A 17,822-nucleotide genomic window follows, 5' to 3' on the forward strand; every position below is an offset into this window, starting at 1 on the left:
GTTGGTCCCGGTTACGGGTTGAAACAGGGGTTAGTCTAGTCCTAGCCCTTCGAGCAGCGGCACAAAACGCACTGGCCGAAGCTCTTCGTAATCAAAGCCTTTTTCAAGGCGGGTCACTTTGATCAGGGTTTGCACGGCATCTGACTGGCCGACGGGCACCACCATGATACCCCCGATCTTCAATTGCGCCAAGAGTGGCCCTGGCGGATCTTCGGCGGCGGCGGTTACCAATATCTTGTCAAAGGGGCCTTGGTCGGGCAGGCCAAAGCTGCCATCGGCGACAAAGGCGGTGATATTGCTCAGGCTAAGCCGCAGGAAAACCTCGTTTGCCTCACGCACAAGGCGGCGGTGGCGGTCGACCGTATAGACGCGGCGCGCCAGCTGGGCGAGAATTGCCGCCTGATAGCCGGAGCCGGTGCCTACCTCCAGCACGGTATCGCGCGGTTGCAGGTTCAGCGCCTGTGTCATCAGCCCCACAACCGAAGGCTGGCTGATGGTCTGGCCACAGGCGATGGGCAGAGGCATATCCTCATAGGTGCGGTCCGCGAACAGCCCCTTGATAAAATTGCCACGGTCCACCCGCTCCATCGCGGTCAGCACGCGGGTATCGGTGACGCCTTTTGAGCGCAGCGCAAAGAGAAAGCGCATCTTGCGCTCGGCAAGGGCTTCCTCTTCTTCTGATGCGCTGAAACTCATGCGAGGCGGGCCTGTAAATCGGTCATGCGGTCATGGGCGGTCAGATCGGCGCGCATTGGCGTGACGGAAATGAAATCAGCCAGATTGGCATGGACATCGGTGCCGGGGCCGCTATCCACATGTTGCTCTCCGCCCTTGATCCACAGGAAACGGCGGCCGTTGGGGGCGTGATGCGGTTGCACCCCGAAATAGGTGTCGGGGCGCCAGCCTTGGGTCACGACCTGTTTGCCCTTTACATCGGCGGCCGCGCAGGGCGGGAAGTTGACGTTGTAGAAAAGCTGGTAGTCGTCATCCTTGTCCCAGAGCCCTTTTTCCAACAAGGTGCGTACCACGTCGACACCGTGCGCGCGCGCGGCCTCAAAGGGGTCGGGAAGGGTCTGGGTGCGGTGGCCCATGAACTGCGACATCGCAATCGCGGGGATGCCCTGTAGCGCGGCCTCCATCGCGCCGCCGATTGTGCCGGAATAAAGCGCGTTCTGCCCCGCATTATTGCCCCGGTTCACACCGGAAAGCACCAGATCGGGGCGGGCATGGGTCATCACATCATAGATGCCCGCCATCACGCAATCGGCCGGGCTGCCCTCGGCGGCAAAGGCGCGCGGGGCCAGTTCCGAGATCATCATCGGATGGGTGTAACTGATACAATGGCCGACGCCGGATTGCTCAAACGCGGGGGCCACGGTCCAGACCTCGCCGTCCGGCCCTGCGATTTCTGTGGCGATTTCATGCAAAGCCTTGAGGCCCGGCGCGTTTATGCCGTCGTCATTTGTAATCAAAATGCGCATTGATGCCTCCTGTGTCTTGCCTGTCTGATTAAACGACCCCTGCGCTCCGGTAAAGTGCGCGCGGCCCGATTGATGCCGATACTGTGTCAATTGCTGCGAATTTCACGCATTACCCGTTTCGCGTGTAAACACCCTGCGCGGTTTCACGCCGTTAATTTTGTTTGAACTTGGCCTTGAGGAAAAGCTGTGGTCTGAGGCGCGCAAGACCAAGCAAACCGGAGACCTTGCATGACCGAGCTTACCTGCTTCAAAGCCTATGATGTCCGCGGGCGATTGGGCGCAGAGCTGAACGAGGGGATTGCCGAACGGATTGGGCGCGCCTTTGCACAGGTGTTGGGGGCAGAGCGGGTGGTGGTCGGCCATGATCCGCGGGCCTCATCGGGCGCGCTGGTGGCGGCGGTCAAGGCGGGGCTGGTCAAATCCGGCGTTGAGGTTCTGGACCTTGGCCTCTGCGGCACCGAAGAGATGTATCACGCCACCGATTATTTCGAGGCCGATGGCGGGATCGAGGTCACGGCCTCGCATAATCCGATGGATTACAACGGGTTGAAGCTGGTCGGCAAAGGGTCGCGCCCGCTGGATCCGGCGACGGATATGCTGGCGATCAAGGCGCTGGCCGAAAGCGGCGATTTTGGCCCCGACAAAGCGGGCGGCGAGGTGCGCCCGGCCAAGGCCGCGCGTACCGCCTATGTGCGGCGGGTGCTGTCTTTTGTGGATGTGGCGGCGCTGCGCCCGTTGAAGATTTTGGTGAATGGGGGCAATGGCGCGGCAGGTCCGACCTTTGATGCGATTGCCGAGGCGCTCTCGAAACGGGGGGCGCCGATCTCCTTTATCTGTCTGAACCATGATCCCGACGGCAGCTTTCCCAACGGTATCCCCAATCCGCTTTTGCCCGAGAACCAGCCGATGACGGCCAATGCGGTTGTGGCGGCCAAGGCCGATATGGGCATCGCATGGGATGGCGACTTCGATCGGTGCTTTTTCTTCGACCATCTGGGCCGTTTTGTTCCGGGCGAATATATCGTGGGCCTTTTGGCCGAGATTTTTCTGGCCAAAGAGCCGGGTGCGAAGATCGTCCATGACCCGCGCGTTCAATGGAACACGCGCGAAATCGTCACCCGTCTGGGCGGTGCGCCGGTCATGGCGCGCACGGGCCATGCCTATCTGAAGCGGGCGCTGCGCGATACTGGTGCGGTCTATGGTGGCGAGATGTCGGCGCATCACTATTTCCGTGATTTCTCCTGTTGTGACAGCGGCATGATCCCGTGGCTGCTTTTGATCGAGCTGATGTCGCGGCGCAATGTCTGCCTTGCCGATCTGGTCAGCGCGCGGATGGCGGCGTTCCCCTCCTCGGGCGAGATCAATTTCCGCAGCGAGGACCCGGCAGCGGCGCGTGACCGCGTGCTGGCCGATCTGGGGGATGAGGTGATCGCGCGTGACGACACCGACGGGATGTCGCTGGATATGGGGGCATGGCGGTTGAACTTGCGGTCCTCGAATACCGAGCCCTTGCTGCGTCTGAATGTGGAAACGCGCGGCGATACGGATTTGCTGGCGCGATGCGTTGCCCGCCTGCGCGGGTTGATCGAGAATACCAGCATCTGACCGCGCGGCTCTTGGCCTCCATCCGGAGCGATGCTAAGGGATGGCAAGCTAAGGAGAGGGCCGCAGATGACCGAGATGCTGGAGCAAGAACGCCAGACCGCCGCCGCGTGGTTTGAAACCCTGCGCAACGAGATTGTGGCAAGCTTTGAAGCGCTGGAAGATCGCCAGACCAGTGGCCCGACCGCAGCCCTGCCCGCAGGCCGGTTTGAGGTGACCAAGACCGCGCGCACGTCCGAGGATGGCTCTGACGCGGGTGGCGGTTTGATGTCGGTCATGCGTGGCGGGCGGGTGTTTGAAAAGGTCGGGGTCAATATCTCGACCGTGTACGGCCAGTTGGGCGCGGCGGCGCAAAAGGCGATGGCCGCGCGCGGTGTGCCGGGCATGGACAGCGATCCGCGATTCTGGGCCAGCGGCATCAGCCTTGTCGCTCATATGCAAAACCCCCATGCGCCTGCGGTTCATATGAACACGCGGATGTTCTGGACGCCCGGGGCGTGGTGGTTCGGGGGCGGATCGGACCTGAACCCCTGCATCGAATATGCCGAGGATACCGCGCATTTCCATGATGTGCAGCGCGACCATCTGGCCCCGCATGGCGATGATCTTTACCCCAAGCTCAAGGCCTGGGCGGATGAGTATTTCTATATCCCGCACCGCAACCGTGCGCGCGGGGTGGGCGGGATTTTTATGGATGATCGCAACAGCGGCGATTGGGCGGCGGATTTCGCATTGACGCAGGATATCGGCCGCGCCTTTTTGCCTGCCTTTGTGCCATTGGTGGACAGGCGCCGCGACACCCCTTGGACCGAGGCCGATAAGGATGCGCAGCTGGTCCACCGCGGGCTTTATGCCGAATATAACCTTGTCTATGATCGCGGAACCAAATTCGGGCTTGCCACCGGCCATGATGCCAATGCGGTCTTGATGAGCCTGCCTCCGATGGCGAAATGGATCTGATCCCGGCATGGATTGACGGGGTTTTGGAGCCCGTCGAAAAGCTGTCCGTGCATCAGCGCGGGCTGCGGCATAAGGCGGTTTCGGTCTTTGTGCTGGACGGGACAAGGGTGCTGATCCAGCAGCGCGCGGCGGGCAAATATCATACGCCGAACCTCTGGGCCAATACCTGCTGTACCCATCCGCATTGGGGCGAGGCCGATCTGGCCTGTGCCAACCGCCGCTTGGCCGAGGAGCTGGGTGTCAAAGGGCTGGACCTTACCCATCAGGGGGAGGTCAGCTACCGTGCCGATGTGGGCGGAGGCTTGATCGAGGATGAGGTGGTGCAGGTGTTTACCGCGCAGGCGCCTGCGGATTTGCCCCTGGCCTTGAACGCCCAAGAGGTGCAGGCCGCCCGTTGGATTGCCCTATCCGATCTTTTGGCCGAGATTGCAGCCAATGAGGCGGCTTTTACGCCGTGGCTGCGCATTTATCTGGCCGAGCATTCTGCGCAAATTTTTGGCCATGCGGCATGATGCCGGTTTTTGACGTCTCCAATGGAAAGGGTCCGAAATGAAGCTCTATCTGGCGAAAGGCACAATCTCTGTCGCGGCGGCAATCGTGGCAGAGGAGGCGGGGCTGGCCTATACGCCGATGGTCGTGGATTTCGCCGCAGGGGTGCAGAACCAGCCGGAATATCTGGCGATCAACCCCAAGGGACGCGTGCCTGCACTAGAGGTTCCGGGCGGTATCCTGACCGAGACGGGGGCGATTTTGGATTACCTAGCGGATTTGGCTCCCTCGGCGGGGGTGGTGCCGCAAGATCCGGTGCAAGCGGGGCGGATGCGTGAGGTGATGTATTACCTCGCTTCGACCATGCATGTAAATCACGCCCACAAGCTGCGCGGTCATCGCTGGGCGACACAAACCGCAAGCCACGAGGATATGCGGGCCAAAGTGACAGAAAACATGGCGGATTGTTGTGCCTATATTGAGAGAAACGCGATCAAGGGCCCCTATGTGCTGGGCGATCAGTTCTGTGTCGCAGACGCCTATCTTTATGTCGTGAGCACATGGCTGGCGGGTGACGGGGTAACGATTTTTGATTACCCAAAGCTGGCAGCCCATCACGCGGCCATGGGTGAGCGGCCTAGCGTCAAAGCGGTGCGCGCGGCGGGATATTTGTAAATACCTTCGCCCGGATCATGCATGTGCTGTAGATTTTTGCGGTTGCCAAAGGGATGGATGGTTAAAATTTGATTTAGGCCGCGCGGATTTATCGGTGCGATAACTATGCAATACTATGCATTATTCCGTGCCAGACCCGCGTGGCGATGTTGCCCATTTGGCGGTTCTGTGTCATCAGATCGAGAACAGCAATTTAATCAATAGGTTCATCAATGATCGATTTTGCCGCTCGTCGGACCATGATGGTCGATACGCAGGTTCGTCCTTCTGACGTCACAAAATTTCCGATCATCGAGTCGATACTGACCGTCCCGCGTGAGGTCTATGTGGGCGCCGATCAGCAAGAGGCAGCCTATGTCGGCGGCAATCTGACCATCGCACCCGGCCGTGTCATCCTTGAACCGCGCAGCTTTGCCAAGCTATTGGATGCTGTGGATATTCAACCTGACGAGGCCGTTCTCGACCTTGGTTGCGGTTTTGGCTATTCCACCGCCGTTATCGCCAATCTCGCTGATGCCGTGGTTGCCGTAGAGGACTCGGCCGAAATGGCCGATGACGCACAAGGGCGCCTGTCGGCGCAGGGCGTGGATAATGCAGCCGTGATCACTGGCGCCTTGGCCGAAGGGGCGGCAAAACACGGCCCCTATGACGTGATCGTGGTTGAGGGTGCCGTACAAGAGGTTCCGCAAGCTTTGCTTGACCAGCTAAAGGACGGGGGCCGTATTGGTGCGCTGTTCATGGAAGGCAGTCTTGGCGTGGCCCGTATCGGACATAAGGGCGAAGACGGGGTGACGTGGCGTTATGCGTTCAATGCCTCGGCCCCGGTGCTGCAAGGATTTGAAAAAACAGCCACTTTTGCGCTGTAATAGACGGTTTGGCCGGCATGTGGCCCGGAATTTGGAAATGCGGAGATAGGTAAATGACATCACTTGGCAAATGGCTGCGTGTCGGAATTCTGGGCGCGGCACTGGCGCTTCCGCAGGCGGCTTGGGCGGACAGCCTTGCCGATGCGTTGATCGCCGCCTATCGGAATTCCAATATTCTGGAACAGAACCGTGCGGTTCTGCGCGCCGCCGATGAGGATGTCGCAATTGCCGTTGCCAGCCTGCGCCCGGTTCTGGCCTTTCGTGTTGGTGGCGTCTACAGCCACACAAAATATACCGAAGGGTTGACCAACACCGTCAGCCTGCTGGCCGAGATGACACTATATGATTTCGGTCGCAACAAGGCGACGATTGCCGCGCGTAAATCGGCCGTTCTGGCGGCGCGCCAATCGCTTGTCAGCTATGAGCAGGATGTCCTATTGGCTGCCGTGACGGCCTATGTAGGTCTGCAACAGGCACAAGATACGGTGGCGCTGCGTCAGTCCAATCTGCGATTGATCTCGCAGGAATTGCAGGCCGCGCGTGACCGCTTTGAGGTGGGGGAAATCACACGCACTGATGTTGCAATCGCGGATTCGCGCCTTGCTGCGTCTCAGTCCGAATTGGCCGCGGCGCAGGGTGATTTGACCGTCGCACGTGAGAATTACAAGCTGGCGATTGGCAAGCTTCCCGGAAGATTGCAGCGTTTGCCCGCAATGCCGCGCACAGCAAGCAGTCTGGACGAGGCGAAATCAGTCGCTATTCGCATGCACCCCCTTGTGCGTCAGCTGCAACATGAAGTGGCCACTGCCGAGGCGGGGATCGTCTTGGCAAAGGCGAATATGGGCCCGACACTGAGCGGCAATATCGCCGCCTCCGACAATAATGTGGACACTGACAGCTTCAGTGCATCTGTGACATTGAACCAGACCATCTATGCCGGGGGCAGCTTTTCCGCGCTCTATCGGCAGTCTTTGGCTCGGCGCGATACGGCGCGTGCGCAACTGCACCAAAGTACCGCACAGGTTGTTCAGGCCGTTGCCGCAGCCTGGTCCAATATCGAAGTGGCGCGCGCAAGTATTGCCGCCAGCGAACGTCAGATCCGCTCTGCCCAGACTGCCTATGAGGGCGTCAAGGAGGAGGCGCGGCTTGGTTCGCGGACCACGCTTGATGTATTGGATGCCGAGCAAGAGCTCTTGAGCGCGCGTACATCCCGGCTTACGGCGCAGTCGAATTATTCGATCGGGGTTTATACCTTGTTGTCGCGCATGGGCCTTTTGACGGTTGATCACCTGAAGCTCGGCATCCCGACCTATGATCCTGAGGCCTATTACAACGCTGTCAAAAGCGCGCCCGCGACATCCAGTCAGGGCAAGCGTTTGGACCGAATCCTGAAATCAATCGGCAACTAAACCCCGCATAAATCCCCAGAATTCGACCTCATTTTGAAGAATAACCCGTTGCTGCGGCCGCCAATTCCTTGTTTTACCCTTGGCGGCTTGATAACCTTCGCTGAGTATTGTAGGGCAGCAGGCCGTTCTCGTCTTTTGGGCGGTTAAAAAGAAATACGGCGTCAAGCTGTATCGCGCTGGGGTGGTTTGGATAATGAAGCAGGGTCACATGTCAGAACCGATGAGTTCGGGTGAGATTGAAGACGTTTTGTCTTCGATTCGCCGTTTGGTAACCGATGATTTGCGCCCTGCAGCGCCCCCTGTCAGTGATGAGCCGGTCGGAAAACTGCTTTTGACACCTGCACTGCGGGTGGTGTCCGGCGCGCCTTCGCGCCAAGATAGCCAAGCCAGACCATCAGGCGGTGCCGTGCCGACCAATCCTGAACCACAGACGCAGGCACAGGCGGATATGGCCCGGGTGCTTAGCGAGATCCGTGCGGCAGTGGCCGGCAACCAGCAAGAATGGGAACCAGAAAGCGGCGACGGGCCTATGGTGCCGATGTCTTGGCAAGCGCCTGAATGGGTGCCGGAGGCAGAGGTGGTATCACCCCAAGCTGCGGGCGATGCGGCAAGCGAAAAAGAAATTGCAGATGCTGCCGAGGCCGCTGCGGTTGCCGAAATTACGGCCCGTATGGCGGCGGATGCGACAACTGAAAACGCTGGCCGTGCCTCTACGCGGGCTCAGGGTATTGATGAGGCGGTGCTGCGCGATCTGGTCCGCGATCTTATCCGTGAGGAGTTGAGCGGATCATTGGGCGAACGTATCACGCGCAATGTGCGCAAGTTGGTACGTGCAGAGATTAACAGGGCAATTACGGCGCGCAACCTCGATTGATTTTATTTTGAGATATTCTGTAAAACAAAACGCGCCCATTTAAGGCGCGCTTTGTTTGTGAAATGCAGAGACCGGTCGTTCCCCGATCTGAATTAATTCAGGCTGCTTCGGCCTGTTCCAATGCGTTGCGGCGTTCGGATTCTTCGCGCGACAGCGCGACCGATGTGCGGATACCTTTGGATACGAATTCCATCAGGCCCTTTACGACGCGTTCATTTGGGTCGATCCCGGCACAAGACAGTACCTCACGCCCATCACGAGAGCGTGCCCAACGCGCGATTTGATCGGGACCGTTCCCGTATTTCTTGTCGTCTGCAATAGCGTCATCCAATGCGGCGAGAACCACCGCGGCAAAAAGCTTGCGCGCCCGTTGCCCCTGTTCAAAGTTGAACGCAGTTCCATCCACGAAGTCCAGCATAGTGTCGTCCTACTCTTGCTCTTGCTCTTTTTGACGTTCGGCCAATATGACGATTTCTCAGTGATTCGGCATACCCCGTTTGGCATAGCACATATGCATCCAGCGCATAGCTTTCTTTTTGAAACACTGTATCTTGTTATCTTGCCGCCCAGCACAGTGGTATATATAGGGATGGCTTGCGATCTTTCAACGTTTTGTCAAGGTTTTGTCATAATGCCCAAAATAAACGGCACGAAATTAAACCCGGCTATGTGCTGGAGCATGATAAGGGCCTATGGGCAGCAGTTAAGGTTAACATCGTCAAGCCCGGCAAGGGTGGCGCCTTTGCGCAGGTAGAGCTGAAGAACCTGCGCGATGGCCGCAAGCTGAACGAACGCTTCCGGTCCGAGGATAGGGTTGAGCGGGTTTCATTGGAAACCAAAGACCAGCAATTCCTGTATGAAACCGATGGTATGCTGGTTTTTATGGACAATGAAACCTTTGAGCAGATCGAACTGCCTGCGGATCTTTTGGGGGAGCGTCGCCCGTTCTTGCAAGACGGGATGATGGCCGCGGTGGAATATTACGGCGAAGAGGCGCTCTCGATGCGTTTACCACAAAAGGTACGCTGCAAGATTGTGGAGACAGAGCCTGTGCAAAAAGGCCAGACGGCCGCCAATAGTTTCAAGCCTGCGATTCTGGACAATGGCGTGCGGATCATGGTGCCGCCCTTTGTCGGCGTGGACGAGGATGTCATCGTTCACACCGAATTGATGGAATACTCCGAGCGCGCTTAATCCGCGTCGAGCATGTGCAAAACCGCCTCACCGGCCTGCAACGGGCCGGTGGCGCGATCAAACCGCAGATAGGCCAGCGCATAGCCGCCGCTTTGGGTGAAAAGCGTGCCTGCAGGCTTGCCGCCTTGGGTGGTGATCTCGGTGCCGATGGGGGCCGTCCCCTCAATCCGCACCCGGCGCAGCCCTTTACGCAGCTCGGTCTTATGCTTCATACGGGCGGTGACCTCTTGCCCGACATAGCAGCCTTTGCGGAAATCCACACCGTGCAGACGCTCGAACCCCATTTCCAGCAAATAGCTGTCGTCGGGGATTAGCTCTATCCCGCTTTGGGGGATGGCATGTTCAACGCGGATCGCATCCCAATCAATCGTGGGCGCCGCGCCCTGTTCGGTGCCGTAAAGCCGCCAGCCAAGCGCCGGGTGGCGCGGGTCGGCCATTGCGCCGTCAGGAAGCGTGCCCAAACCGCGGTTGACCTGTAAGGCGCTTGGCGCAAGCTGCACAGCGGCGCGCAGTTTATACATTGTCAGCCGTTTGAGCGTCGCATCAGCCAGCGCCTCGGGCAGGTCCAGCAGCAGGGCATCTCCGGTGTTGACCACAAAGAAATCGGCCAGATATTTGCCTTGCGGCGTCAGGAACGCAGCCCAGACAATGCCCGGCGCGTCGCGCAGGCACAAAATATCATTGCTGACCAACCCTTGCAGAAAATCCAGCGCATCCTTGCCGGTCACAGAAATCAGGCGGCGGTCGGTTGTCATCTCACCTTGCATGGAAATACCCCCTCAGGATTGGAATTGCAGCTTGCACAGATCGGCATAAAGGCCGGAACGGGCAAGCAGTTCATCATGTGTGCCACTGTCGACCGCGCGGCCTGCATCCATTACCACAATGCGGTCGGCGTTGCGGATCGTGGCAAGCCGGTGGGCGATGACCAGCGTGGTGCGCCCCTTGGCGGCATGGGACAGTGCTTCGGCCACCAGTGCCTCGGATTGGGCGTCCAGCGCGCTTGTCGCCTCATCCAGTAGCAGGACAGGGGCGTCGCGCAGCAGGGCGCGCGCAATCGCCACGCGCTGACGCTGCCCGCCTGACAGGGCCGACCCACGCGGGCCTGCGGGGCTGTCGAGGCCAAGTGGCAAGCCCGCCACGAATTCGGTGACATGGGCGGCATCCATCGCGGCGCGCAGCTGGGCCTCGGTCGGGTTGCCGCCAAGGGCGATATTCTCGCGGATGGTCTCATCAAAGAGCGCGGCATCCTGAGTGACCACGGCAAACTGGCTGCGCAGCGCGGGCAGGGGCAGGGTGGCGATATCGGTGCCGTCCAGCGTGATCTGCCCTGCTTGGGGGGTGGCCATCGCCGTCAACAGGTTAAAGACCGTGCTTTTCCCCGCCCCCGATGCGCCAACAAGGGCCGTCATCTTGCCCGCCTCGGCCACCAGTGACAGCCCGTGCAGCACCGGCACATCGCCATAGCCGAAGACGACATCGCGAACCTCGATACGCGGCGCCTGACCCGCATTGGGCAGGGTGGCGGTGGCATCGGGGCGCGGCGCAGGTTGCGTGTCAAACAGCCGGAAAAGCCGTTCCAGGCTGGCCGCGGCCACTTGCCAGAACCCCGCCATATCGCCCAACCGCCGCAGGGGTTGGAACGTCAGCGCCATGGCCGAGAAGAAGGCCATGAAATCCCCGATCGTGCGGGTGCCATCGGCAATCTGCGCGCCCCCCAGCATCAGCACGGTGAAAAAGCCGATGCCCGTGATCACATCAATCAGCGCGGGCAGGGTGGAACGGCCGATCATCATCTTGATCTCGGCGCGGACAATCATGTTGACGATGGTTCGGAACCGGCCGGTTTGGTACTCTTCCATCCGGTTCAGCTTGACCGCCTGAATGCCGTGGAACACCTCATCCAGCCGTGTGGCGCGCTGACCTGCATCAATGCGCATGGCGGCGGTTTTGCGGCGGATATAGCGCTGGATCACCACGGCGGGCAGGATCAGCAAAGGCGCGCCGATCAGCGCGGCAAGGGTCCATGTCGGATCAACCGCCAGCGCCACCGCAAACAGCCCGATCAAGGATATGATATCGCGCCCGACGCCGGTGATCAGCGTGGACCAGACCCCTTGCACCGCTAGGGTATCGCCCTGCACCCGCTCGATCAGCGCGCCGGGCGGATTGGATTGGAAAAATCCGGCGTCCAGCGTCAGGATATGACGCAACAGATCCACCTGCATCGCCGATGAGGACCGCTGTGCAATCGTGGTCAGCAAGGACTTAGAGGTGATGGAGGTGATCGCCCGTAGCACAAACAGCCCCAAAATTGCAAAGCCGACCCAGATCAACGCATCCTGCCCACCTTCTGAGAACACCTTATCAAACAACGGCTTTAGCAAATAGGAGAGCGCGCCAAGCGTGCTGCCCTCAACCACCATCACGCCAAAGGCCAAGGCCATCAACCCTTTGAATGGGCGAAGATACCCCGCCCAAAGCCGCCCGAAAAGGCGAGAGGAACGGTAAGGGTTCACGGGTTTTCTTTGGGTCACGGGAAGGGGGCCGCCATCATTGGATCAGGTTTGCCCTGATGTAACGCGATATGATCGCAGGCCGCAAGCGCAGGCGGCTGGATCGGTATTGACCCGACGCCTGCACGCGCCTAGCACTTGATGCAGAATAGAACCCAGAAAGTCTGCTGATGTCTGATACGCCTCGCGCTGCCTCGCTTGCCTTCGGGCGCCCCTATCTGGCCATTCCCGGCCCATCGGTTATGCCGGACCGGGTGTTGCAGGCCATGCACCGCGCCGCGCCCAATATCTATGGGGGGGAGGTCTATGACGTGGTCGATGCCATCTGGCCACGGCTGAAGGCGGTTGCGCGTACCAAGCAGCATTGCGCGGTCTATATTGGCAACGGTCATGCGGCATGGGAGGCGGCGAATGCCAACCTCTTTAGCCGTGGAGACAAGGCGCTGGTGGTGGCTGTCGGCCATTTCGGGCTGAATTGGGCGCAGTCCGCGCGGGCGCTTGGGGTCGATGTTGAGGTGCTCGATTTTGGGATATCCACCCCGGTTGATCTGTCGCAGGTTGAGGACGCCTTGCGCGCCGATACTGGTCATAAGATCAAGGCGTTGCTGGCCACCCATGTCGATACGTCAAGCTCTATCAAGACCGATATCACGGGGCTGCGTGGGGTGCTGGACGCGACCGGGCATCCGGCGCTTTTGGCGGTGGATTGCATCGCCTCCTTGGGTTGCGATGAATATCACATGGATGATTGGGGTGTCGATGTGACCGTCGCCGCCAGCCAAAAGGGGTTGATGACGCCGCCCGGTCTGGGGTTCTTGTGGTTTTCCGAAAAGGCACGGGCGCGCTGCGCGGACAGCGATATTCGCACGCCCTATTGGGATTGGGAGCCACGCGCCTGTGGTAGCCAGTTCTGGCAGAAATTCTGTGGTACCGCCCCCACGCATCATATCTATGGGCTGTCTGAAGCCTTGAAGATGATCGAGGACGAGGGATTGGCAAATGTTTGGGCGCGTCACCGCACCTTGGCGGGGGCGGTCTGGTCGGCCTTTGAGGTTTGGGGAGGGGGGAACCCCGCAATTGCGCTCAATGTTGTGCAGGCCGTGAACCGGGGCTGTGCCGTGACAGCGGCACGGCTGGGCGGCAGGGATGCGACGCGTCTGCGTGAATGGTGCGAACAGCAGGGAGGGGTCACGCTGGGCATTGGCCTTGGCATGGCCCCGCCAGATGATCCGGCATGGCACGGGTTTTTGCGGGTGGCCCATATGGGGCATGTAAATGCGCATATGACGCTTGGCGTGCTGGCGGTCATGGAGGCGGGGATGCAAAGCCTGAACATCGCACATGGCGAGGGCGGGGTCCTTGCGGCGACCAAGGTGGTCTCAGCGCATTTCGGGTGATATATCTTTAGTTCAATATGTTATGGCGCAAAGTTAAAGCCATTTCTTGTATTTGAAATAGAGATAGGGCAGCACCGCAAAGATCACCATCAACCCCAATGCAAAGGGATAGCCGTAGGTCCACTCCAGCTCTGGCATATTCACAAAGTTCATCCCGTAAAGCGAGGCGATCACCGTCGGCGGCAGAAAAATCACTGCAGCCACCGAGAATATCTTGATGATGCCGTTTTGCTCAATATTGATCAGGCCGAGTGTGGCATCCAACAGAAAAGTGATCTTGTCTGACAAGAAATCGGCATGATCGGCCAGTGACTTCAGGTCGCTGCCAAGGGTTTTTCCACGGGCGCGCAGGCTGGCCTCTACCTGGTTCTTGTCCAGAATCTGCATCAGAAATGCCGTGAGCCGGTCCATCGTCAGCAGGCTGTCGCGGATGTTGGAGTTCAGGATCCCCATTTGCCCCACCTTTTCCAGAACCGCCTGGAAATCACGGGTTTTTCCTTTTTGAACGGGGCGAAAAATATCGCGTGACAATCGGTCAATATCGCGCGCGCTGCGTTCCAAAATATCGGCCTGGCGGTCGATGATCGCCTCTAGAATGCCGACGAGCATATCCTGTGGGCCATCCATTTCGGCATGCGTTGTCTGGGCACGTGCCGGAAAATTGGTGAATACGCGCGGATCGTGAAAGCGGATGGTGACCAGATGCGTCCGGGTCAGCACAAAGGCCACCGGCCCCATCGCCGGGTCGCCGCTGTCTGAATTTGCGGGCAGAACGGCCGTCATATAGGCTGTGTTCTTATAGGAATACAGCCGCGAAGAGACCTCGATCTCATGCATCTCCTCATGGGTCGGGAGTTCAAAGTTCAGCGCGGCCTCGACTGCGCGCTCTTCCTCGGGTGTTGGGGATTGAAGGTCGACCCAGACAGCCTGTGCAAGGTCGCCGTCATGCGGGGTCAGGAGCTTGTCCTGAAGGGTATAGCTTTTGATCATCGTGATCTCCATTCAGGAATAATTTGGTTCATCTGGCCCAATTACGCCCATTTGTCACGCTTTTTGACCGTATCACAGAGCGTTGATAGCAGCCGCGCGTTCATTCCGCTTCACCCCGGGCCAAAATCGCCCTATCTTTGAGCGATGATGTATTATGTCCGGACCTATTCATGACCCGTAGCACCGCGCGCCGACCCGTCGTCGGAATTATTGGCAATATGAGCATGCTGAACGACAGCTATCCCGTGCATGCGGGCGGCACCATGAACACCGAGGCTGTTGCGCAGGTGTCGGGCTGTTTGCCGCTGATCATTCCACCGGACCCCAATTTCGTCAGTGTTGAGGAACTGCTCTCGCTTTGTGACGGTTTTTTGCTGACGGGCGGGCGGCCCAACGTGCATCCCAGCGAATACGGCGAGGACCCAACCCCTGCGCATGGCGATTTCGACCAGTGCCGCGATGCAATTACCTTACCCTTGGTGCGTGCTTGTGTTGAACGCGGCCAGCCCTTCTTTGGCATTTGCCGCGGGTTTCAAGAGGTGAATGTGGCGATGGGCGGCAGCCTTTATCCCGAGATCCGGGATTTGCCGGGGCGGATGAACCACCGCATGCCGCCCGATGGCACGATTGAGGAAAAATTTGCCCTGCGCCATCCGGTTACCTTTACCGCTGGCGGTGTTTTTGCACGATTGCTTGGGGCGGATCATGTGATGACCAATACGTTGCACGGTCAGGGTATTTGTCGTGCAGGTGCGCGGGTCGTTGTGGATGGTCATGCCCCCGATGGCACGCCAGAGGCAATCTATATCAATGGTGCCCCCGGTTTCACGCTCTCGGTGCAATGGCATCCAGAGTGGAACGCGGCGGCGGATCCGGTGTCACGCCCGCTTTTTACAGCCTTTGGCAAGGCCGCCGCGGCATGGGCTGCCGATCACAGCCCGATGCGAATATCAGCCGAGGTGGCCTGACGGGCGGGGCGCTTACTCGGCGCGCTCCGCTGCTGCCGTATCAGCGGGCACCGAGGGGCGCGGGACCTCAGGGATCGTTGGCACGATAGTATCCGCCACCGGCGGCTTGGGCGCAGTACCCGCTGCTGAGTCGACCTCTTCTGCCTCAGGTTGATAAGAGACAGTTTTGATTTCCGGCTCTTCCACTTTGGGGATAGGAGTCATTTTGGGCTTGGCAACCTTTTTGGGTTTTGGCGGCGTCGGGATTTTCAACCCCTTGGGCATAGAGCCATCCGCGTTCAACACCAGCACATTCGCGCCTTTGCTGACCCTTTGGTTCAGGTCGATAATATCCTGCTGTACCATACGGATACAGCCCGAAGAGGCATTGCGCCCGATTGACCACCAATCCGGTGTGCCGTGAATACGGTAGCCGTAATCACGCCCGTTTGACAAAAGATAGATCGCGCGTGCGCCAAGCGGGTTGGTTGGGCCGCCGGGTTGGCCGTCTTTCCATTTTTCCAGCTTGGGGCTGCGGGCGATCATTTCTTTTGGGGGTGTCCAGGTCGGCCAGTTTTTGGTTTGGGAGACAACAGCCTCACCAGCCCATTCAAAACCGGATTTCCCCACCGAGATACCATAGCGGATCGCGCGGTTTTTGCCGGTCACGAAATACAGGTACTTTTGTCCGGGATGGATGATGATAGAGCCGGGGGGCTGATCAGTTGTATAATCCACCTCTTGGCGGCGGTATTGCTCTGGGAATTTTTCCAGCGGTACGGCGGGGATCGCAATATCACCGTCCATTTTTGCAACATAGGCCACCTCGGCCGGTTCCACGGGGGCGTTCCGCTTGGCCGTTGCCGGATCTGTTGGCGCGGTGCCGACAGGGGCCACGCAGCCCGACAAAAGCAGGGCGACAGCCAAGGGAACGGCAGCCATACGAAGGGAGAAACCGGGTCGGCGCATAAAGACAGACTTCCACAATGCCACCCGAAGGCAGCGATATTCATTTAGGATGTGGTAAATCAATCCCGCCCCGGGGTCAAAGACCAAGGCTTTAAAATCTGACGTAAATCCGCCTATTTCCAAGGTCACAGGCCCTGTTCACATAGTTGTGTGTATCGGCCGCCCGCCGGATGTGCCGTCCGCAAAGGATATTCCCGCACAACCTTTGCCCGTATGCAAGTATACGTCAGGTCACGCGGGCGCGGGTTTTATACGCGGGCTGATCCCATAGGTCATTGTCCATTACGTCCCCGATGATCGCGATTGCCTTGTCGACATCATCCTCATTGATGAACAGCGGGGTAAAGCCGAATCGCAAGATGTCTGGTGCGCGAAAATCGCCGATCACATCCTGCGCAATCAAAGCCTGCATGATCGCATAGCCCTCGGGGTGGCGGAAAGATGCTTGTGATCCACGCTGCGTGCCATCGCGCGGAGAGGCAAACACGAGGTCGGGGCAACGCGCCTCAACGCCTGCGATGAAACGGTCGATAAGGGCGATCGACCTGGCGCGCACATCGGCCATATCCACCTGATCCCAGATATCAAGCGACGCCTCCAACGCGGCAAGTTGCAACACCGGCGGTGTGCCGACGCGCATTCGTTCCACCCCGGCGCCGGGTCGGTAATCAAGGTCAAAGGCAAAGGGGGCCTCATGGCCCAGCCATCCCGAAAGGGCAGGTCGGGCGGTATCATGGTGACGGGGCGCGACATAGATAAACGCGGGCCCGCCGGGACCGGAATTGAGGTATTTATAGGTACAGCCCACCGCAAAATCGGCCTGACACTTAGCCAGTGCCACCGGCAGCGCCCCTGCGGAATGGGCCAGATCCCAGACCGTCAAGGCCCCCGCCTTATGGGCAAGTGCCGTCAAGGCGGCCATGTCATGCTTGCGCCCCGTACGGTAGTCGACCTCGGTGATCATCAAGACCGCGACACTGTCATCAATGGCGTCTGCTACATCCTCGGGCGCCACAGTTTTAAGGGTGTAATCGGGGCCAAGCGTGCGGCAAAGCCCCTCGGCCATATAAAGATCGGACGGGAAATTGCCGGTATCCGACAGGATCACACGCCGCTTTGGGTTCATCTCAAGGGCTGCGGCCAAGGCCTGATAGACCTTGATCGAGAGCGTATCGCCCATCACCACCGATCCCGCCTCCGCCCCGATCAACCGTGCGATACGGTCGCCGATCGCTGTCGGTTGCGCCATCCAGCCGGCCTTGTTCCAGCCGGTGATCAGCATTTTTCCCCATTCTTGCGTAATTGCCTGCCCCACACGTGCCGCCGTTGCCCGCGGCAGCGGACCAAGAGAGTTGCCGTCGAGATAGATCACCCCCTCGGGCACATCAAACTGGGCGCGCAGGCTGGGAAAATCGGTTGTCATCGGGCATCCTTGTGTGACTTGCGGTATTGA

17 protein-coding genes and 1 pseudogene are annotated in these 17,822 nt (G+C 59.3%); 10 read left to right on the forward strand and 8 right to left on the reverse strand.

The genetic code is table 11. The features are described 5' to 3' along the window. Positions 1–30 precede the first annotated feature (30 nt). Positions 31–696, reverse strand: coding sequence for a protein-L-isoaspartate(D-aspartate) O-methyltransferase (locus AKU94_RS18360; RefSeq protein ID WP_050528680.1), 666 nt, complete (start codon positions 694–696; stop codon positions 31–33). After that, positions 693–1,481 carry a 5'/3'-nucleotidase SurE gene (gene surE / locus AKU94_RS18365; RefSeq protein WP_050528681.1) on the reverse strand — a complete coding sequence of 263 codons (789 nt, stop codon included), beginning with the start codon at positions 1,479–1,481 and terminating at the stop codon, positions 693–695. The genes AKU94_RS18360 and surE overlap by 4 nt, the downstream gene beginning before the upstream one ends. A gap of 228 nt (positions 1,482–1,709) precedes the next feature. On the opposite strand from surE, the gene AKU94_RS18370 reads away from it, so the two are divergent. The 7 genes from AKU94_RS18370 (at position 1,710) to AKU94_RS18400 (ending at position 8,356) form a co-directional block, all read left to right on the forward strand. Then, a complete protein-coding gene (locus tag AKU94_RS18370; protein WP_050528682.1) occupies positions 1,710–3,086 on the forward strand; it encodes a phosphohexomutase domain-containing protein in 1,377 nt (458 codons plus the stop codon). 66 nt (positions 3,087–3,152) lie between these two features. Then, positions 3,153–4,043, forward strand: a complete 891-nt coding sequence (hemF, locus tag AKU94_RS18375; RefSeq protein WP_050528683.1) for an oxygen-dependent coproporphyrinogen oxidase — start codon at positions 3,153–3,155, stop codon at positions 4,041–4,043. Then, positions 4,034–4,555 carry an isopentenyl-diphosphate Delta-isomerase gene (gene idi / locus AKU94_RS18380; RefSeq protein WP_050528684.1) on the forward strand — a complete coding sequence of 174 codons (522 nt, stop codon included), beginning with the start codon at positions 4,034–4,036 and terminating at the stop codon, positions 4,553–4,555. The genes hemF and idi overlap by 10 nt, the downstream gene beginning before the upstream one ends. A 37-nt stretch (positions 4,556–4,592) precedes the next feature. Beyond that, a complete protein-coding gene (locus tag AKU94_RS18385) occupies positions 4,593–5,207 on the forward strand; it encodes a glutathione S-transferase family protein (protein ID WP_050528685.1) in 615 nt (204 codons plus the stop codon). Between the two features lie 212 nt (positions 5,208–5,419). Further along, positions 5,420–6,073 carry a protein-L-isoaspartate O-methyltransferase family protein gene (locus AKU94_RS18390; protein WP_050528686.1) on the forward strand — a complete coding sequence of 218 codons (654 nt, stop codon included), beginning with the start codon at positions 5,420–5,422 and terminating at the stop codon, positions 6,071–6,073. Between the two features lie 53 nt (positions 6,074–6,126). Continuing rightward, positions 6,127–7,482: a TolC family outer membrane protein gene (locus tag AKU94_RS18395; protein ID WP_083445130.1), complete on the forward strand. Its 1,356-nt coding sequence runs from the start codon at positions 6,127–6,129 to the stop codon at positions 7,480–7,482. A gap of 208 nt (positions 7,483–7,690) precedes the next feature. Continuing rightward, positions 7,691–8,356 carry a hypothetical protein gene (locus AKU94_RS18400; protein ID WP_050528687.1) on the forward strand — a complete coding sequence of 222 codons (666 nt, stop codon included), beginning with the start codon at positions 7,691–7,693 and terminating at the stop codon, positions 8,354–8,356. 97 nt (positions 8,357–8,453) lie between these two features. Here the strand turns inward: AKU94_RS18400 and AKU94_RS18405 are convergent, their stop codons facing one another. After that, positions 8,454–8,774: a DUF6280 family protein gene (locus AKU94_RS18405; protein ID WP_022703400.1), complete on the reverse strand. Its 321-nt coding sequence runs from the start codon at positions 8,772–8,774 to the stop codon at positions 8,454–8,456. 213 nt (positions 8,775–8,987) lie between these two features. Here AKU94_RS18405 and efp point away from each other — a divergent pair. Then, positions 8,988–9,550 (forward strand): annotated as a pseudogene (gene efp / locus AKU94_RS18410) (elongation factor P). Here the strand turns inward: efp and ygfZ are convergent. Both ygfZ and AKU94_RS18420 read right to left on the reverse strand, forming a co-directional pair. Continuing rightward, on the reverse strand, positions 9,547–10,317 hold the full coding sequence (gene ygfZ / locus AKU94_RS18415; protein ID WP_050528689.1) for a CAF17-like 4Fe-4S cluster assembly/insertion protein YgfZ: 771 nt from the start codon (positions 10,315–10,317) through the stop codon (positions 9,547–9,549). The pseudogene efp and the gene ygfZ sit on opposite strands and share 4 nt — an antisense overlap. Before the next feature lie 12 nt (positions 10,318–10,329). Next, positions 10,330–11,997, reverse strand: coding sequence for an ABC transporter ATP-binding protein (locus AKU94_RS18420; RefSeq protein ID WP_083445131.1), 1,668 nt, complete (start codon positions 11,995–11,997; stop codon positions 10,330–10,332). A 239-nt stretch (positions 11,998–12,236) separates the two neighbouring features. On the opposite strand from AKU94_RS18420, the gene AKU94_RS18425 reads away from it, so the two are divergent. After that, positions 12,237–13,463, forward strand: coding sequence for a pyridoxal-phosphate-dependent aminotransferase family protein (locus AKU94_RS18425; RefSeq protein WP_050528691.1), 1,227 nt, complete (start codon positions 12,237–12,239; stop codon positions 13,461–13,463). A 33-nt stretch (positions 13,464–13,496) separates the two neighbouring features. Here the strand turns inward: AKU94_RS18425 and AKU94_RS18430 are convergent, their stop codons facing one another. Then, positions 13,497–14,453 (reverse strand): magnesium transporter CorA family protein, encoded by a 957-nt coding sequence (locus AKU94_RS18430; protein ID WP_050528756.1) that lies wholly within the window; start codon positions 14,451–14,453, stop codon positions 13,497–13,499. A gap of 170 nt (positions 14,454–14,623) precedes the next feature. On the opposite strand from AKU94_RS18430, the gene AKU94_RS18435 reads away from it, so the two are divergent. Beyond that, on the forward strand, positions 14,624–15,421 hold the full coding sequence (locus AKU94_RS18435; RefSeq protein ID WP_050528692.1) for a gamma-glutamyl-gamma-aminobutyrate hydrolase family protein: 798 nt from the start codon (positions 14,624–14,626) through the stop codon (positions 15,419–15,421). Between the two features lie 12 nt (positions 15,422–15,433). Here AKU94_RS18435 and AKU94_RS18440 read toward each other — a convergent pair whose 3' ends face one another. Continuing rightward, positions 15,434–16,369 (reverse strand): L,D-transpeptidase, encoded by a 936-nt coding sequence (locus tag AKU94_RS18440; RefSeq protein ID WP_232295812.1) that lies wholly within the window; start codon positions 16,367–16,369, stop codon positions 15,434–15,436. A 226-nt stretch (positions 16,370–16,595) separates the two neighbouring features. Then, on the reverse strand, positions 16,596–17,792 hold the full coding sequence (kynU, locus tag AKU94_RS18445; protein ID WP_050528694.1) for a kynureninase: 1,197 nt from the start codon (positions 17,790–17,792) through the stop codon (positions 16,596–16,598). Positions 17,793–17,822: the final 30 nt, after the last annotated feature.

It is taken from the genome of Pseudorhodobacter aquimaris (assembly GCF_001202025.1).
GTDB lineage: Bacteria > Pseudomonadota > Alphaproteobacteria > Rhodobacterales > Rhodobacteraceae > Pseudorhodobacter > Pseudorhodobacter aquimaris.

What these genes read in the sequence shown, in the direction of transcription:
- AKU94_RS18360 (WP_050528680.1), bottom strand. Translation starts at nt 696, where the DNA reads ATGAGTTTCAGCGCATCAGAAGAAGAGGAAGCCCTTGCCGAGCGCAAG.
- surE (WP_050528681.1), bottom strand. Translation starts at nt 1,481, where the DNA reads ATGCGCATTTTGATTACAAATGACGACGGCATAAACGCGCCGGGCCTC.
- AKU94_RS18370 (WP_050528682.1), top strand. Translation starts at nt 1,710, where the DNA reads ATGACCGAGCTTACCTGCTTCAAAGCCTATGATGTCCGCGGGCGATTG.
- hemF (WP_050528683.1), top strand. Translation starts at nt 3,153, where the DNA reads ATGACCGAGATGCTGGAGCAAGAACGCCAGACCGCCGCCGCGTGGTTT.
- idi (WP_050528684.1), top strand. Translation starts at nt 4,034, where the DNA reads ATGGATCTGATCCCGGCATGGATTGACGGGGTTTTGGAGCCCGTCGAA.
- AKU94_RS18385 (WP_050528685.1), top strand. Translation starts at nt 4,593, where the DNA reads ATGAAGCTCTATCTGGCGAAAGGCACAATCTCTGTCGCGGCGGCAATC.
- AKU94_RS18390 (WP_050528686.1), top strand. Translation starts at nt 5,420, where the DNA reads ATGATCGATTTTGCCGCTCGTCGGACCATGATGGTCGATACGCAGGTT.
- AKU94_RS18395 (WP_083445130.1), top strand. Translation starts at nt 6,127, where the DNA reads ATGACATCACTTGGCAAATGGCTGCGTGTCGGAATTCTGGGCGCGGCA.
- AKU94_RS18400 (WP_050528687.1), top strand. Translation starts at nt 7,691, where the DNA reads ATGTCAGAACCGATGAGTTCGGGTGAGATTGAAGACGTTTTGTCTTCG.
- AKU94_RS18405 (WP_022703400.1), bottom strand. Translation starts at nt 8,774, where the DNA reads ATGCTGGACTTCGTGGATGGAACTGCGTTCAACTTTGAACAGGGGCAA.
- ygfZ (WP_050528689.1), bottom strand. Translation starts at nt 10,317, where the DNA reads ATGCAAGGTGAGATGACAACCGACCGCCGCCTGATTTCTGTGACCGGC.
- AKU94_RS18420 (WP_083445131.1), bottom strand. Translation starts at nt 11,997, where the DNA reads ATGGCCTTGGCCTTTGGCGTGATGGTGGTTGAGGGCAGCACGCTTGGC.
- AKU94_RS18425 (WP_050528691.1), top strand. Translation starts at nt 12,237, where the DNA reads ATGTCTGATACGCCTCGCGCTGCCTCGCTTGCCTTCGGGCGCCCCTAT.
- AKU94_RS18430 (WP_050528756.1), bottom strand. Translation starts at nt 14,453, where the DNA reads ATGATCAAAAGCTATACCCTTCAGGACAAGCTCCTGACCCCGCATGAC.
- AKU94_RS18435 (WP_050528692.1), top strand. Translation starts at nt 14,624, where the DNA reads ATGACCCGTAGCACCGCGCGCCGACCCGTCGTCGGAATTATTGGCAAT.
- AKU94_RS18440 (WP_232295812.1), bottom strand. Translation starts at nt 16,369, where the DNA reads ATGCGCCGACCCGGTTTCTCCCTTCGTATGGCTGCCGTTCCCTTGGCT.
- kynU (WP_050528694.1), bottom strand. Translation starts at nt 17,792, where the DNA reads ATGACAACCGATTTTCCCAGCCTGCGCGCCCAGTTTGATGTGCCCGAG.